Below are 14,746 nucleotides of genomic sequence, written 5' to 3' on the forward strand. Positions count from 1 at the left end.
TATTAGTTGGTTGATATTTCTTTTGATTTTATAAGTTTTCTCCAATACAAGTGTTCATATAATCCAGACCAATACATACCAAAGGTGAAAGCGAATAATAATTCTTCAATTGGAATTCCTAAAACAAGAATATGGGTCAGGTTGTCCATATTCCAGTACAGCTCCACATATTGCGGATAAAACGGAAGGATGCTTCCGAAATAAATGAAGTACAGTATGGTAAACAGAATTCCCCCAACCCATATCTTTCCTTTTAAATCCGGACGACAATAAAGTGTTGCCAAGCCACCTATGAACAAAGCTATAATACCGCAATAAATGTGATTGAACGACGTAAATAGCGCTAGAATGATGAACACGTATGCTGGCGTAAAAAGTAGAAAAATATGCAATCGGTGCCTGCTATGACTTCGTTCGCTATGCGGTATTTGGGCAAGTCTTCTTTTAAAAATAAGATTGTAGAGTACCGTCCCTATTCCGCCAATGGCAAAAGAGAAGATAAGGCTCTCAATATCAAAACCTATTCTTTCCGCTAAATGGAATAAGGAAGGTGGCATCCAATATTCTGGTACAAATAATGGTTCTGTTAAACCAAAGGGCATCGTAATAAGGCTCATTTTAAGCATTTCTTTTCTATTCCCTTTTTTAGACAAGAAAATAACTGCCCAAAGTGCAAGGATAATGAGAGACCATATAAACCAGACGTATTGCATAGACCTATTGCTTTCTATTTTCTAAATAATTAACAGCTTCTTTAACAGTCAATGGGTAGGTTGCATTGCCAGTACGCACATAGAATGTGGTGTTTTCGGTATCGTTGACATAAATGGGTTTTTCCGAAGGTTCGATATCCACTACGCACACATCTTTTTCATTAATACTGTAAAATGAAATATGGTTGCTGAAACAAGCCTCGTGCCCCAATTGCGTAGAAATAATCCTGAACACCGCACGTTCATACCCATCCATGTTTTTATGCTTTAGGGTTTTATAATCTTTTTCCAATCCCAGAACATTTCCTTCGTCATCAACACCAATTATAAGTTTTCCACCTTTTGCGTTCATAAACCCTGTGATGGTTTTGGCTATGATAACTTCTAGGTCGCGATTGGTTGATTTACGGTAATAGTCATAACGTATGGAAGACTTCAACTCGACCCGTTCATTTTCGCCAGCTTGGATTAATGCCTCGATATCTTGAACAAGTAATCGTTGTTGTGTTCCAATGAGTTCATTTTTCCTTTTAAGGTTTATCCAAAACAAACCAGACAGTAGTCCCAACAGACCACCTAAGAGCGTGAGTAAACCTCCCATTCCACTCATATCAAAAGTGAAAGACTCTAAAAATCGGGTTTTTAAAACATCTTGAAACAGGGAAAACGAAAACACTGTGTTACTATATTCAAACCAATAGAGCACCATTGTAAAAGGGTGTACCAGGAAATAGAAGATGCCTGCCCAAATTAATACTGGAACAGCTATTGTTTTAATATTTCTAAGAGGTTTCTTATTCTGCATTATTAAGGATTTAAAACTTATTTTATATAGTTATGTTCTAATTAAAGAGGTTTATTGCCAAATGCTTTTAAATTTTCCCTGATAAAAAATTATCCCCTTTTAATTTGGGCATTGTAAAATGCTGCAATGCACGCTCCAATTAACCAACCTAAAATGAAGGTTTGAACAATACCGAAAAATGCTTCCAAAAGGGGAACGTCCATTCTTATTATATTGCTTGTGTCCAGACCGTGTAAAAGACTATTGAAAAATATAATCGTTCCTTCTTGTCCCGCTGTTGCCATCACGATCATACAGCCCAAATAAATCAAAGCTCCAGTAAGACCGAGGGCAAAACCAAATTTTTTTACGTTCAATCGATACATAGTTTATGTGTTTTTAGGTTAGTTATCTGGGTTTATTAATTTTTTATATTCTTCAAATTCCTCCTTTGAGATTTCACCCCTGGCAAACCTTTTTTTTAGGATATCCAATGGCTTTTCTTTTTTTGATTTTTGGTAGGGAATATCTGTTGGGATAAAGAAAATCCAAGCCAATAAAATAATCCATATAATCCACCATATTAGGTGCATTCCTCCAAAATGTCCGTCGTATAAATGCATAATTTTTGGTTTTAATTAATTTATTTATGTAATTGTGTACCCGTTAAGTTTGCTGAGCTGCTTTTGCAATTCAGTAATTGAAAGATTTTCCGTCATTGTGATGAGCGTTGCTCCTTTTGGTTCCAGAAAAATTTCTGCCTTTTCGATATTGGGGTGTTCTTCTAAAGTCTTCTTGACCCTTGTTACACATCCACCACAACTGATTCCCTCTATTTGAAATTTTTGTTTCATCTTGTTTTTGTTTTAGTGATGTTCCCTTCTTGATCGTATTTCTTATCATTTTTATCCAAATTTTTATCAGATAATCCATGGGTGTGAGTTCCGTGTTGCATTGGCATCATTAGGTGTATGGCGAACATTAATAAAATGAATGCAAAAAGCCAGGTTCCGCCTCCAATACCAATTGAAGGAGCAAAAAAGATGAGTAACAAGGGAAGGCCACAACCAATGACCATCCATAACCAGTGATTTTTCATTGTTTTTGTTTTTGAAATTGAAATTATATCTGTTTTAATTTATTTTTTTGATCTTCCATTTTTTATTGATTCCCTCAATTGCAATAAGGTCTTCAGAAATAAATTTTGAAGTTATATTAGGAGCCACTTTCAAATACCTCTTTGAAAGTGTAATGTGTATCGGATCTTCATTTAAATACTGACGAATTTCTCCATCCTTATCAATAATTACTTCGAAATAGTGGTAGTTCACCACGTTCTTCATAAGTTCGTTGCTCCCAAGTTGTTCCTTGACCAACTTCAGTACAATGGCCGAACCATTTTTAAAATTAGAAGCGTTCAGGAATTCAGGTGTAATAACTGTTACCCCATCTTTATTTATATATCCGTAGTAGAGAACCCCATCCTTATGATGTGCAATCAAGCATCTATCGTTTTTGAAAATTGGATAATTGGCGTTATCCGTTTTTGTGAGAACCAAATCATTGCGAAAATCAATCAATAAGCTTCCGTCTTTGGCAATAAAACCCCATTCGTTTCCTTTTTTAACGGCGGCGATGCCATTGTTAAAAGGTGATATATAATCTAAATTTTCCAAGGTTTGCGCAATTCCCATAAAAGGAATTATTAAAATCACTATTAATATTTTTTTCATTGTTTTATTTTTTTTGGTTAATTCTTACTTTTCATCATTCGAAGGGCCTGAACTGGCTTGTGAGATAATTGAGGGGTTATCAACACAAGCCGTGAGGAGATGTCCAGGCTTAAATTGAATGTAAACCTACCTACTTTTAAAGTATTTCATCTTCATAATTTTCTTTCTTATTTATATGATTTCATCATAGAACCTACGCTTCCAATTTCCTATGTTTTTGTAATCTGTCATACTCATTCCTACGACTTCCTTAAACTGCCTGGATAAATGATTTACACTGCTATAATCCAGTAGATAGCCTATATCTGAAAAGGTATGTTGCTTAAGTTGGATAAGTTCTTTAACCTTCTCTATCTTCAATTTGATAAAGTACTTTTCAATGGTTGTTTTTTCATTGGTTGAGAATAGTTTGCTTAATGTCTTGTAATCCTTGTGAAGACTTGATGCTAATAGTTCAGATATCTTTACTTTAATATGTAACGGCAACTCTTGCAGTTGTTCAATTAGAATGATCTTCATTCTTTCAACAAGCATCTCTTCTTCTTTTTTTACTATTTCAAAACTATTGGCGTGTAGCACCCTTGTTACGTTATCTGTAATGGCAACTTCATTTAGGTTAGGTGCTTCTACCATTAACCTTCCCAACTCTAATGAGAGTACAGTAATATCTAATTCTTGAAGTTCTTGTTTTATAACTTTGAGGCATCTGCTACAAACCATATTCTTAATCCAAAATTCTTTTCGTGAGCTCATTTTAGTATAGGTATTGCTATTGGGCATGGAGCTCAATAGATCATAAGGTTTTGGCCTTACATGTTTAAATTGATGAAATGTGTTGTGGAATAACGGTTTACAACAATCTTTAACCAGAAGTGGTTCTTTGATTATAAGATAGAATACAGATTGATACGTTCAATCTACAGGGAAGAAAATCAAATTAAATAAATCTCGTTGAGAACTTGTAAGTCCTTAGATAGCAAAGGCGGCCTATAGTGTTTGAAAGGGACGATGTTTGCTTCAAGCCCTTCAAACAGATTAAGGTAGGTATAAAAGAAGGTTCTAAGAAAGAATATATCTTCAGACTCAAGTTGGGTATTAACCTTTTTTATGGTATCATCGCCTGTTTTGACCAAAGTTTGATTGCTGCAGCAGTCTTTTTCTTGAATAGAAGTGCATTGCTTAGTGGTGGAATCTTTCTCTAGTTCCTTGTCTTGACAGACTTTGGCTTTACCCAAAAGTGCCATATCCACCAATTTATTACAGCAGAAGTGCATATCTACTGTAAACGAAGAAGTACTAAAAAATATAGTAGCTGCTAAAAAGAAGGCTAATATTTTGGTAAAAAAAGATTTCACGTAATAAATTTAATAATTTTATATCAAATATTTAAAATATATGTTAAATAATTAGATTTTAGTATTATATTTTAGTTAAGAGTAGATTTTAGTTAACGTTACGAATGTAAATTAGTTGACTATGAAAAAATATGACTTCCGTCATATAAAATCGATTCTAACTTTATGTTATTTGCAGTAATCTTGATCCAGATGTAAAATAGTCTCTAGGTTTTTATAAACTAAACTCTTTGTTAAATAAAAGAAATCTTCTAATTTTTTTTTAGCTTTGTATTCTTAATGAAAAAGGTTTTCTTAAAATTATCATCATTTTTTATGGCACTTTTAGTGCTGTTTTCAACGTTTTCTTTTACGTTGGCGAGTCACTATTGTGGTGATGTTTTAGTTGATTCTTCATTGTTTGGAAAAGTAGAAACCTGTGGTATGGAAGTACAAAAAACTTCCACTTCTTTAAATTGTGATATTACCAAGAATAATTGTTGTAGTGATGAACAACTGCTTTTGGAAGGACAAGACACCTTAAAAATTTCCTTTGAAAAGTTGGATAAAGAACACCAAATATTTGTTGTTTCATTAGTCCAATCTTATTTATATTTATTTGAATATGAAAACTCAGATAAGAAAACATTTATAAATTATTCCCCACCACCCCTCATAAGAGATGTTCAAGTCTTAGACCAGACTTTCCTCATTTGATTTTTAAGTAAATAACTCTTAAGTCCAATCTTAACTTGTTTGGACTAAACTGCTTATATCTTGTTTCCTCAACAAGTATTGTTATTACTTAAAACTCATTTTTCTATGCTGAATAAAAGCATCAAATTTCTAATAGAAAATAAATTAGTAGCTGTTTTACTATTAGCTTTGTTCGTCGGTTGGGGCGTTGTAAACGCACCTTTTAATTGGGAGACCGGTATTTTGCCTACTGACCCTGTAGCTGTGGATGCCATTCCCGATATTGGTGAAAACCAACAAATTGTTTTTACCAAATGGCAAGGGCGCTCGCCACAGGATATTGAAGACCAAATTACGTATCCACTTACAACTTCGCTTCTAGGTATTCCAGGCGTGAAAACTATTCGTAGTTCCTCTATGTTTGGGTTTTCCAGTATCTATATCATTTTTGAAGAAGATGTGGAGTTTTACTGGTCACGTAGTCGCATTCTCGAAAAACTCAATTCGCTTCCTTCCAACTTGCTGCCAGATGGCGTTAACCCAGCTTTGGGCCCTGATGCCACAGGTTTAGGACAAATATTCTGGTACACCCTAGAAGGTCGTGACAAGGATGGTAATGTAACCGGTGGTTGGGATTTACAGGAACTGCGTAGTATACAGGATTATTATGTGAAATACGGATTGTCATCAGCAAGTGGTGTTTCCGAAGTAGCGTCTATCGGCGGTTATGTTCAGGAATATCAAGTAGATGTGGACCCGGAGAAAATGCGCCAATACAATATTGGATTAAGTGCCATTGTCAAAGCCGTTAAGCAGAGCAACCAAGATATTGGTGCACAAACATTGGAAATCAATCAGGCCGAATATCTGGTTCGTGGTTTGGGCTATGTAAAATCCGTTGCAGATATTGAAAATGCCGTGGTCACTTCAGAGAATTTTACGTCTATCCGAATAAAAGACATCGCAACTGTTCATTTGGGACCGCAAACTCGTCGTGGTATTTTAGATAAAGAAGGTGCCGAAGTTGTTGGTGGTGTTGTGGTAGCGCGATATGGCGCCAACCCTATGGAAGTTATCAATAATGTAAAAGAGCAAATCGCTGAACTGTCATCTGGGCTTCCAACAAAAGTTCTGGCAGATGGCCGCACCTCACAAGTGACCATTGTCCCCTTTTACGACCGTACCCAGCTTATTCAAGAGACCCTACACACGCTTAATGAAGCACTCACGCTTGAAATCTTAATAACCATTCTGGTCATTATCGTAATGGTGTTCAACCTACGCGCATCCATCTTAATTTCAGGTTTGTTACCCGTTGCAGTATTAATGGTTTTCATTGCAATGAAACTTTTTGATGTAGATGCAAATATTGTAGCATTGTCAGGGATTGCCATTGCTATAGGTACAATGGTGGATGTGGGCGTTATACTGGCCGAAAATATGATTCGGCATTTGGAAGATGAAAAATTACGCTTTCGCGAAAGCGGAATCGAGTACACCACAAATGAAATCATCTACAATGCAACTGCTGAAGTTTCTGGTGCAATTTTAACGGCAGTATTAACAACCATTATCAGTTTTATTCCTGTATTCACTATGATAGGTGCTGAAGGAAAGTTGTTTCGTCCACTCGCATTTACAAAGACAATGGCGCTCACGGCGTCTTTGGTTATCGCCCTTTTCTTGATACCACCATTTGCCGCATTCCTTTTCAAAAAGAGTACTATTAGGGAGCACGCTAAATATATTATTAATGCTGTTCTCATCGTCCTTGGTATCACAGCCATCTTCTATGGTTATTGGTTGGGTATTATATTAATTGCCTATGGAATCGTTGCAATTTTGAGTGTACGCGATATTATCACGGCAAAAAGAGCCAATCTAATACATATCGTTATTTCTTGTATTGCTATTGTTTTCCTTCTAGCCGAATACTGGCGACCACTAGGTTTTGACCGCGGTATTATAATGAACTTGATTTTTGTTGCGATTATCTGTTTCGGATTACTGGGGGCGTTTTCAATTTTCCAAAAATATTACGACACTATATTACGTTGGGCACTTCAAAACCGATTACTGTTTTTAATAATTCCGACCACAGTGTTGATTTTAGGGGCCATAATAATGCGCAACACGGGTAAAGAATTTATGCCATCGCTCAACGAAGGCTCATTCCTGTTAATGCCAACATCCTTGCCACACGCAGGTGTTGAAGAAAACAAGCGTGTGTTACAGCAGCTTGATATGGCCGTAGCCAGTATTCCTGAAATCGAAACGGTAGTAGGTAAATCGGGTAGAACAGAATCTGCTCTTGACCCTGCGCCGCTCTCGATGTATGAAAATGTGATTCAGTATAAGTCTGAATATATGCGAAACAAGAATGGCGAGAGACAACGCTACCGCGTAAACGATGATGGTTTATTTGTTCTGAAAAATGATAAATTCATTATTAATCCAAATAATGAAATCGATGATGACGCTAATTATGAGGCCTCGCAACTAAAAACAAATGCAACCCATAACGATTTAATTGAAGACGGCAGCGGTGAATATTACCGAAACTGGCGGCCAGAAATCGACAGCCCAGACGATATCTGGAATGAGATTGTGAAAGTGACAAAATTTCCAGGGGTGACTTCTGCACCAAAACTACAACCTATCGAGACAAGGCTCGTAATGCTTCAAACAGGTATGCGTGCGCCTATGGGTATAAAAGTTAAAGGGCCAGACTTGAAAACAATAGAAGCTTTTGGTCTACAGCTCGAAGACATTTTAAAACAAGCTGAAGGTGTAAAAGAACAAGCTGTCTTTGCAGACCGTATTGTGGGCAAGCCCTATTTACTAATTGATATAAAACGAGACCAATTGGCACGCTATGGAATTTCCATAATGGATGTTCAGGAAGTACTTCAGGTAGCTGTGGGCGGTATGCCGCTTACTCAAACGGTGGAAGGTCGTGAGCGGTATGGAGTAAGAGTGCGCTATCCGCGTGAGTTGCGTGCAAACTCAGAAGATTTAAAAGATATTTATGTTCCGGTTGAGAAAGGAAGTCCGGTTCCCTTAAGCGAGTTGGCCACCATAAGATACGAACAAGGGCCGCAGGTCATTAAAAGTGAGGACACCTTTTTAATTGGCTATGTTCTTTTCGATAAGTTGGACGGTTTCGCCGAAGTGGATGTAGTGGAAAATGCCCAAGCGCTCATTCAACAAAAGATTGATAACGGTGATCTAATTGTACCAAAAGGAATTAACTATCGCTTTACAGGTACCTACGAAAACCAACTGAGAGCCGAAAAAACTTTAAGCGTGGTTGTGCCATTAGCATTAGCTATCATATTTCTAATTCTGTATTTCCAGTTCCGTTCTGTTTCCACCTCGTTGATGGTATTTACAGGAATCGCAGTTGCCTTTGCAGGTGGCTTTATAATGATTTGGCTTTACGGTCAGGATTGGTTCTTCAATTTCAGCTTTTTTGGTGAGAATATGCGGGATTTGTTCAATATGAAAACCATCAATCTAAGTGTTGCTGTCTGGGTTGGCTTTATTGCGCTTTTTGGTATCGCAACAGATGATGGTGTAGTTATGGCTACCTACCTCACACAAACTTTTGACAGAGAGAATCCCAATGATAAAAAAGGAATCCGACTTGCCACATTAGAAGCTGCTGGAAAGCGAATTCGTCCGTGTTTGATGACTACTGTTACCACCGTGCTTGCACTCTTACCTGTACTTACTTCTACGGGAAAAGGAAGCGATATTATGATACCTATGGCAATCCCCATTTTCGGTGGGATGATTATAGATATTACATCCTACTTTTTAGTACCAGTATTATATAGCTGGAAAAAAGAGTACCAACTTAAACGAGCAAACAAATGAAAAATATAAAAATTATTACCTGTCTTTTGTTTGTTTCCGCTTTCGCGAAAGCGCAACAACTACAATCATACATTGAAGAGGCACAATCTAACAACCCCGAGATTCAAGCCTTTGAACTGCGCTATAACATCGCCGAAGAAAAAGTGAACGAAGCCGATTGGTTGCCCAATACGCTTGTTGGAGCAGGTTATTTTGTGAGCGAACCCGAAACCCGGACGGGTGCACAACGTGCGCGCTTTTCGGTATCCCAAATGCTGCCTTGGTTTGGCACTGTTACCGCGAGGGAAAATTATGCGAGTTCAATGGCAGACGCACAATATGTGGATATTGTTATTGCGAAACGAAGGTTAGCACTATCGATATCACAATCCTATTACAAACTATATTCAATCAAGGCAAAACAACTTGTTTTGGATGAAAACATTCAATTATTGGAAACCTATGAGCGGTTGGCATTGACATCGGTAGAAGTTGGTAAGGCTTCAGCTGTGGATGTTCTTCGCCTTCAAATACGTCAGAATGAACTGGTTCAGCAAATAGAAGTGCTGGAACAAGATTTCTTAGCAGAACAAACGGTATTCAATAATCTATTGAATCGGGATGAAACAATTGTAGTCGATGTTCCTAAAGAAATGACTATTCCTGCTGAAGAACCATTGGTCTCTAATGAGAACCTTAAACTGAACCCAGAACTTTTAAAATATGATAAGCTGTACGAATCTGTTGAGCAGTCAGAATTATTAAACCAAAAAGAGAGTTCGCCCAATATAGGTTTTGGATTGGATTATGTTCCGGTATCAGAACGTCCTGATATGAATTTTTCCGATAACGGAAAGGACATCGTGATGCCAATGGTTTCAGTGTCAATCCCAATTTTCAACAATAGGTACAAGTCAATTACCAAGCAAAATGAACTGAGGCAGTTAGAGATTACATCGCAAAAAGAAGATAGGTTGAATAAACTTGAAACGCTTCTGGCGCAGGCCCAGTACAACCGAAACAGTATGAAAATTAAGTTCAATGTACAGCTAAAGAATTTGCAACAGGCTAATGATGCAGAAGAAATATTGATCAAGAACTATGAAACAGGCACGATAGATTTTAATGACGTATTGGATGTTCAGGAACTTCAGCTGAAGTTTCAGATAAACCTAATTGAATCCATAAAAGGCTATTATACAGAATATGCTATGGTAAATTACCTAAGCAGTTAAGGATAAAATTAAAAAGGATAAGCTATTTAATCGCAATGCCTTAAAGTAATATAAAATAAATACAGAGAACAATGCTTAGAAAAATGACAATGTTACTTGTACTTCTCATTTCAACAAAGAGTATAGCACAATATGTAGCTAACAAGAGTGAAAAAAATATAGATAATTGGCCAGAACGAGTCTATGACCTTACCATTGACTACGAGACTGTAAATTTTACTGGCAAAGATGTCAAGGCTATGACCATAAATGGCGGTATTCCAGGACCTAACCTGGAGTTTAATGAAGGTGAATTTGCCATTATTAACGTAACCAATAAAATGGACGAGGAAACATCTGTACATTGGCACGGTTTAATTCTTCCAAACTTTTACGATGGGGTTCCTTATCTCACTACGCCACCCATTAAACCGGGTGAAACCCAACAATACAAATTTGCATTAAAACAATCCGGTACGTACTGGTATCATTCACATACAGGTCTACAAGAGCAAAGAGGTGTTTATGGCTCAATTCAAATCAATCCTAAAGAAACCAACATAGAATATGATAAGGATTTAGTGCTCGTCCTATCAGACTGGATGGATGAAAATCCCAAGACACAGCTTAGAAATTTAAAACGTGGCAACGAGTGGTATCTCATCAAGAAAAACCAAGTACAAAGTTGGGACAAAGTTATTGCCAAGGGAGCTACTGGCGCAAAGCTAAAAATGATGTGGCAACGTATGCCCGATATGGCAATTTTAGATAATTATTACGACAAGTTTTTTATTAATGGAGGGGCAGAACAGAATTATCCCGATTTAAGTCCTGGCGAAAAGGTTCGTGTACGTTTTGTAAATGCCGCAGCCGCCTCTTATTTCTGGCTCACATTTGGAGGTGAAGACCCAATGCTGGTTTCTGCGGATGGACTGGATGTTGTGCCTGTAGAGAAAAATAAAACCTTAATCGGTGTTGCGGAAACCTATGACTTTATAGTAACCATCCCGGAAAGCGGAAAATTAGAAATACTTGCTACCTCACAAGATGGTTCTGGTCAAGCATCAGCTTATTTAGGAAATGGTAAAATTTTGAATGCGCCTGAAGTTCCAAATCCTGACCTGATAAAGCAAATGCAAGAAATGATGGCCATGGATATGAAAATGGGCGCACCTGCAGCCAAGTTCAATCCTTCAAAGAACGATTCCATTGAAAAGATGAAAAAATACGCGATGAAAATGGATGGAATGCAAATGGACGGAATGAATATGAAAGACGATAATATGCAGATGGATGGGATGCAGAAAGACAAAGATTCCACGAAAATAAAGCTTGACAAAATGGCTCACGAAGGTATGAAAATGGAAAGTGACAAAGGGCAAATGGACGGCGGAATGAAAATGGGCTATATCGTGCCGCAAGACAAGGTTATTGGCGACAATATGAAAACGGGTGGAAATCCTGAGTTTAACTATAACTATTTAAAAGCACCGGGAAACACTGAATTTGAAGATGGAAAACCTGTGCGCGAAATGCTTTTCAACCTTACGGGAAATATGAATCGTTACGTATGGTCTATCAACGGTGTGCCGCTTTCGGAAACTGATAAAATTAAAATCAAGCAGGGCGAAGTGGTTCGCATTACCCTTAACAATATGACAATGATGCATCACCCTATGCACTTGCACGGTCACTTTTTTAGGGTGTTTAACGAAAATGGCGAGCGTAGTCCGTTAAAGCATACTGTAAACGTTGCACCTATGCAGAAAGTGGTTATCGAATTTGATGCCGTTGAGTATGGCGATTGGTTTTTCCATTGCCACGTACTTTACCATATAAATAGTGGGATGGCAAGGGTCTTCAGCTATGATACACCACGGGATGAAAGATTAAAAGGCTATCCACTTACTAATTTGACCACAGAAGCAGACCATATGTGGACTTGGGGAGAAGTTACTGGCGCAAGCCATATGACAGAATTGTTTTATACAGCAACCAATATACGTAACCAGTTCATAGTAAGAGGAGAATATGGTTGGAATGAAAATTTAGAAGCAGAGTTTACATACGAGCGTTGGCTCAATGGTTACTTCAGGGTGTTTGGTGGTGTAAATGTTGAAAATGAAGGCGAAGATAGTCTTGATGAGATTTCCACTACGGGTGTAGTTGGTGTGAGGTATCTACTTCCATTGCTTATAGATTCCGATTTGAGAATAGATAATAAACTAAGACCAACAATCTCTTTCGCCACAGCAACAATGATATTTAGAAATGTTGCACTGTACGGTGAGTACGAATACCAAATGGACTTTGGTTGGGTTACAGATTTTGAGGAAGGAACTGATTTTAAAGAAGAAACTACTTGGCAAGTAGGTTTAGAGTTCGTTTTGAGTCGTGATTTCTCGTTAATGGGGAGCTATGACAACCGATTTGGAGCAGGTGGAGGATTATCGCTAAGATTTTAAGAAATGGCACAATACAAGAAAAATAGTTTGAGTTTAACCGGAGCGGTATCGCTTGGTACTGGTGTAATGATAGGTGCAGGAATATTTGCCTTATTAGGACAGGTAGCTGAGTTATCAGGGCAATGGTTTCCGTATGCATTTCTTGTAGGCGCTATCATTTCAGGATTTAGTGCATATACGTATGTGAAACTTTCCAATGCATTTCCATCTGCTGGCGGTATTGCTACCTATCTAAAAAAGATATATGGTAAGGGTGCGGTAACAGCTTCTGGAGCGTTACTAATGGCACTTTCAATGGTCATTAATGAAAGTTTGGTAGCACGTACTTTTGGTTCGTACACGCTTCAATTATTCGATATAAATGACAATAGTGTTTGGGTGCCTATCCTTGGGGTAGTGCTGTTAATCGTTGCGTTTTTAATCAATATTTCTGGAAACAATATCATTGGCAAATCTTCCTTTGCAATGGCTATTTTAAAAATTGGAGGTATTGCAATTTTTGCCATTGGTGGATTATGGGCGGCAGGATTTTCATTTTCTGAAGTTGTCCCTTCAGAAAGTTTGACAGAATACCCTATTACCAATTATTTAGGAGCCTTGGCCCTTTCAATCTTAGCTTATAAGGGCTTTACCACGATTACGAATAGTGGTGAGGAAATCACCAACCCCAATAAAAATGTAGGGCGTGCAATTATAATATCACTGGTTATCTGTACCGTGGTATATCTACTTGTTGCATTTGCTGTTTCTTCTAACCTTACTATTGAAGAAATAATCAAAGCTAAGGACTATTCATTGGCCGAGGCATCAAGGCCTGCTTTCGGAAAGTACGGATTGTGGTTCACGGTGGGTATCGCAATCATAGCTACTATCTCAGGTGTGGTAGCAAGCATTTTTGCAGTGTCAAGGATGACTACAATGTTAACTCAGATGAATCTAATTCCCCATAAACATTTTGGGTTACCTGGTAAGTTGCAAAAACATATGCTCATTTACACCGTGGTTTTGGCACTTACAATGACCATTCTTTTTGACCTTACAAGAATTGCCTCACTAGGTGCTATTTTCTATCTAATTATGGATATAGGAATTCATTGGGGCGTACTTAAAAATATGAGAAAAGAGATAAACGCCCGTGCCTCTATTCTATATACTGCTATATTATTGGATTGTATTGTTTTGGCCGCGTTCTTATGGATAAAGGCTTCTAGCGACCTACTGGTCGTAATTGTAGCTGCAATACTGATGGTATTGATTTTTTTAGGCGAAAAATGGTTTCTAAAAAATAAAAGTGAAGAAAAAGAAAAATAGATAGACGATTTATAAATTTTAAAAAATAATAAAATGAAAACAACAGTAAAACTTTTAATGGTAATAGGAATAATAGGAACATTCGTTGGTTGCAAATCAACTTTCAGTGCAAGTGAAACTATGCAGGTTGAAGAAAATAGAAATGCTGTTTATGAAGAAATCATTTCAAACCCTGTTCAATTTACTGCATTCATAAGTGAGGCTCGGAAAAATGAAGAAGCCAAAATGATATTGATGAAATCTCATATGGAACAAATGGAATCTGGCAATATGAAAATGATGATGCAGAAAAATCCTAAGATGAAAGAAAAAATGCAATCGCATATGCAAAATATGATGGATAAAAATCCAGAAATGAAGAAGAAGATGCAAGAGAAGATGCTTAACCAAGTGATGCAGAGCGAAAAAGGGAGAACCATGCTTATGGAAAAAATTCATGGTAATGACGATATGAAAAAAGAGATGAAAAAAAGAATGTCACAGATGATGGATGAGAACCCCGAAATGATGAAAGAAATGATGCAGAAGATGATGGAAAAAAATCCAGAATTGATGCAGAAGATGAAAGAAAATATGAAGAATAAAGGGCAGTAAATCTCCGAATCCTATTGGTGATGAGAACAGTTTTTTTAGCAATT

Annotated in this window: 15 protein-coding genes; 6 read left to right on the plus strand and 9 right to left on the minus strand. The window is 37.3% G+C overall.

The window, feature by feature from the left end; all coding sequences use genetic code 11:
* Positions 1-2: 2 nt before the first annotated feature.
* The 9 genes from T8I65_RS09495 to T8I65_RS09535 all read right to left on the minus strand — a co-directional run bounded on the left by T8I65_RS09495 (position 3) and on the right by T8I65_RS09535 (position 4,585).
* Positions 3-713 carry a lycopene cyclase domain-containing protein gene (locus tag T8I65_RS09495; RefSeq protein ID WP_241552010.1) on the minus strand — a complete coding sequence of 237 codons (711 nt, stop codon included), beginning with the start codon at positions 711-713 and terminating at the stop codon, positions 3-5.
* A 4-nt stretch (positions 714-717) separates the two neighbouring features.
* Positions 718-1,518, minus strand: coding sequence for a helix-turn-helix domain-containing protein (locus T8I65_RS09500; protein ID WP_241552009.1), 801 nt, complete (start codon positions 1,516-1,518; stop codon positions 718-720).
* An 89-nt stretch (positions 1,519-1,607) separates the two neighbouring features.
* The gene (locus tag T8I65_RS09505; protein WP_156284558.1) at positions 1,608-1,883 is read right to left on the minus strand and encodes a DUF5676 family membrane protein; all 276 of its coding nucleotides are present in this window, start codon (positions 1,881-1,883) and stop codon (positions 1,608-1,610) included.
* An 18-nt stretch (positions 1,884-1,901) separates the two neighbouring features.
* A complete protein-coding gene (locus T8I65_RS09510; protein WP_156284560.1) occupies positions 1,902-2,120 on the minus strand; it encodes an SHOCT domain-containing protein in 219 nt (72 codons plus the stop codon).
* Between the two features lie 24 nt (positions 2,121-2,144).
* Positions 2,145-2,351, minus strand: coding sequence for a heavy-metal-associated domain-containing protein (locus tag T8I65_RS09515; protein ID WP_241552008.1), 207 nt, complete (start codon positions 2,349-2,351; stop codon positions 2,145-2,147).
* Positions 2,348-2,596, minus strand: a complete 249-nt coding sequence (locus T8I65_RS09520) for a hypothetical protein (RefSeq protein ID WP_241552007.1) — start codon at positions 2,594-2,596, stop codon at positions 2,348-2,350. Before T8I65_RS09520 ends, T8I65_RS09515 begins: the two co-directional genes overlap by 4 nt.
* Positions 2,597-2,630: 34 nt before the next feature.
* Positions 2,631-3,230, minus strand: coding sequence for a WG repeat-containing protein (locus tag T8I65_RS09525; RefSeq protein WP_241552006.1), 600 nt, complete (start codon positions 3,228-3,230; stop codon positions 2,631-2,633).
* Between the two features lie 171 nt (positions 3,231-3,401).
* Positions 3,402-3,983 (minus strand): helix-turn-helix domain-containing protein, encoded by a 582-nt coding sequence (locus tag T8I65_RS09530; protein WP_241552005.1) that lies wholly within the window; start codon positions 3,981-3,983, stop codon positions 3,402-3,404.
* Positions 3,984-4,162: 179 nt separating this feature from the next.
* A complete protein-coding gene (locus tag T8I65_RS09535; RefSeq protein WP_322300409.1) occupies positions 4,163-4,585 on the minus strand; it encodes an HYC_CC_PP family protein in 423 nt (140 codons plus the stop codon).
* Between the two features lie 279 nt (positions 4,586-4,864).
* Here T8I65_RS09535 and T8I65_RS09540 point away from each other — a divergent pair, with 279 nt between their 5' ends.
* From T8I65_RS09540 to T8I65_RS09565, 6 genes are all read left to right on the plus strand, one after another.
* Positions 4,865-5,281 (plus strand): HYC_CC_PP family protein, encoded by a 417-nt coding sequence (locus T8I65_RS09540; RefSeq protein WP_416173196.1) that lies wholly within the window; start codon positions 4,865-4,867, stop codon positions 5,279-5,281.
* Positions 5,282-5,386: 105 nt separating this feature from the next.
* Positions 5,387-9,139: an efflux RND transporter permease subunit gene (locus T8I65_RS09545; RefSeq protein ID WP_322300410.1), complete on the plus strand. Its 3,753-nt coding sequence runs from the start codon at positions 5,387-5,389 to the stop codon at positions 9,137-9,139.
* On the plus strand, positions 9,136-10,353 hold the full coding sequence (locus T8I65_RS09550; protein ID WP_322300411.1) for a TolC family protein: 1,218 nt from the start codon (positions 9,136-9,138) through the stop codon (positions 10,351-10,353). The genes T8I65_RS09545 and T8I65_RS09550 overlap by 4 nt, the downstream gene beginning before the upstream one ends.
* A gap of 71 nt (positions 10,354-10,424) precedes the next feature.
* Positions 10,425-12,797, plus strand: coding sequence for a multicopper oxidase domain-containing protein (locus tag T8I65_RS09555; RefSeq protein ID WP_322300412.1), 2,373 nt, complete (start codon positions 10,425-10,427; stop codon positions 12,795-12,797).
* A 3-nt stretch (positions 12,798-12,800) separates the two neighbouring features.
* Positions 12,801-14,108, plus strand: coding sequence for an APC family permease (locus T8I65_RS09560; protein ID WP_322300413.1), 1,308 nt, complete (start codon positions 12,801-12,803; stop codon positions 14,106-14,108).
* A gap of 33 nt (positions 14,109-14,141) precedes the next feature.
* Positions 14,142-14,702, plus strand: coding sequence for a hypothetical protein (locus tag T8I65_RS09565; RefSeq protein WP_322300414.1), 561 nt, complete (start codon positions 14,142-14,144; stop codon positions 14,700-14,702).
* The last annotated feature ends 44 nt before the right edge of the window (positions 14,703-14,746 follow it).

Origin of the sequence: Christiangramia sp. OXR-203, assembly GCF_034372165.1 — a bacterium.
Taxonomy (GTDB): Bacteria; Bacteroidota; Bacteroidia; order Flavobacteriales; family Flavobacteriaceae; genus Christiangramia.

Coding starts and splice junctions, on each gene's coding strand:
- T8I65_RS09495 (WP_241552010.1), bottom strand. CDS start 713: ATGCAATACGTCTGGTTTATATGGTCTCTCATTATCCTTGCACTTTGG.
- T8I65_RS09500 (WP_241552009.1), bottom strand. CDS start 1,518: ATGCAGAATAAGAAACCTCTTAGAAATATTAAAACAATAGCTGTTCCA.
- T8I65_RS09505 (WP_156284558.1), bottom strand. CDS start 1,883: ATGTATCGATTGAACGTAAAAAAATTTGGTTTTGCCCTCGGTCTTACT.
- T8I65_RS09510 (WP_156284560.1), bottom strand. CDS start 2,120: ATGCATTTATACGACGGACATTTTGGAGGAATGCACCTAATATGGTGG.
- T8I65_RS09515 (WP_241552008.1), bottom strand. CDS start 2,351: ATGAAACAAAAATTTCAAATAGAGGGAATCAGTTGTGGTGGATGTGTA.
- T8I65_RS09520 (WP_241552007.1), bottom strand. CDS start 2,596: ATGAAAAATCACTGGTTATGGATGGTCATTGGTTGTGGCCTTCCCTTG.
- T8I65_RS09525 (WP_241552006.1), bottom strand. CDS start 3,230: ATGAAAAAAATATTAATAGTGATTTTAATAATTCCTTTTATGGGAATT.
- T8I65_RS09530 (WP_241552005.1), bottom strand. CDS start 3,983: ATGAGCTCACGAAAAGAATTTTGGATTAAGAATATGGTTTGTAGCAGA.
- T8I65_RS09540 (WP_416173196.1), top strand. CDS start 4,865: ATGAAAAAGGTTTTCTTAAAATTATCATCATTTTTTATGGCACTTTTA.
- T8I65_RS09545 (WP_322300410.1), top strand. CDS start 5,387: ATGCTGAATAAAAGCATCAAATTTCTAATAGAAAATAAATTAGTAGCT.
- T8I65_RS09550 (WP_322300411.1), top strand. CDS start 9,136: ATGAAAAATATAAAAATTATTACCTGTCTTTTGTTTGTTTCCGCTTTC.
- T8I65_RS09555 (WP_322300412.1), top strand. CDS start 10,425: ATGCTTAGAAAAATGACAATGTTACTTGTACTTCTCATTTCAACAAAG.
- T8I65_RS09560 (WP_322300413.1), top strand. CDS start 12,801: ATGGCACAATACAAGAAAAATAGTTTGAGTTTAACCGGAGCGGTATCG.
- T8I65_RS09565 (WP_322300414.1), top strand. CDS start 14,142: ATGAAAACAACAGTAAAACTTTTAATGGTAATAGGAATAATAGGAACA.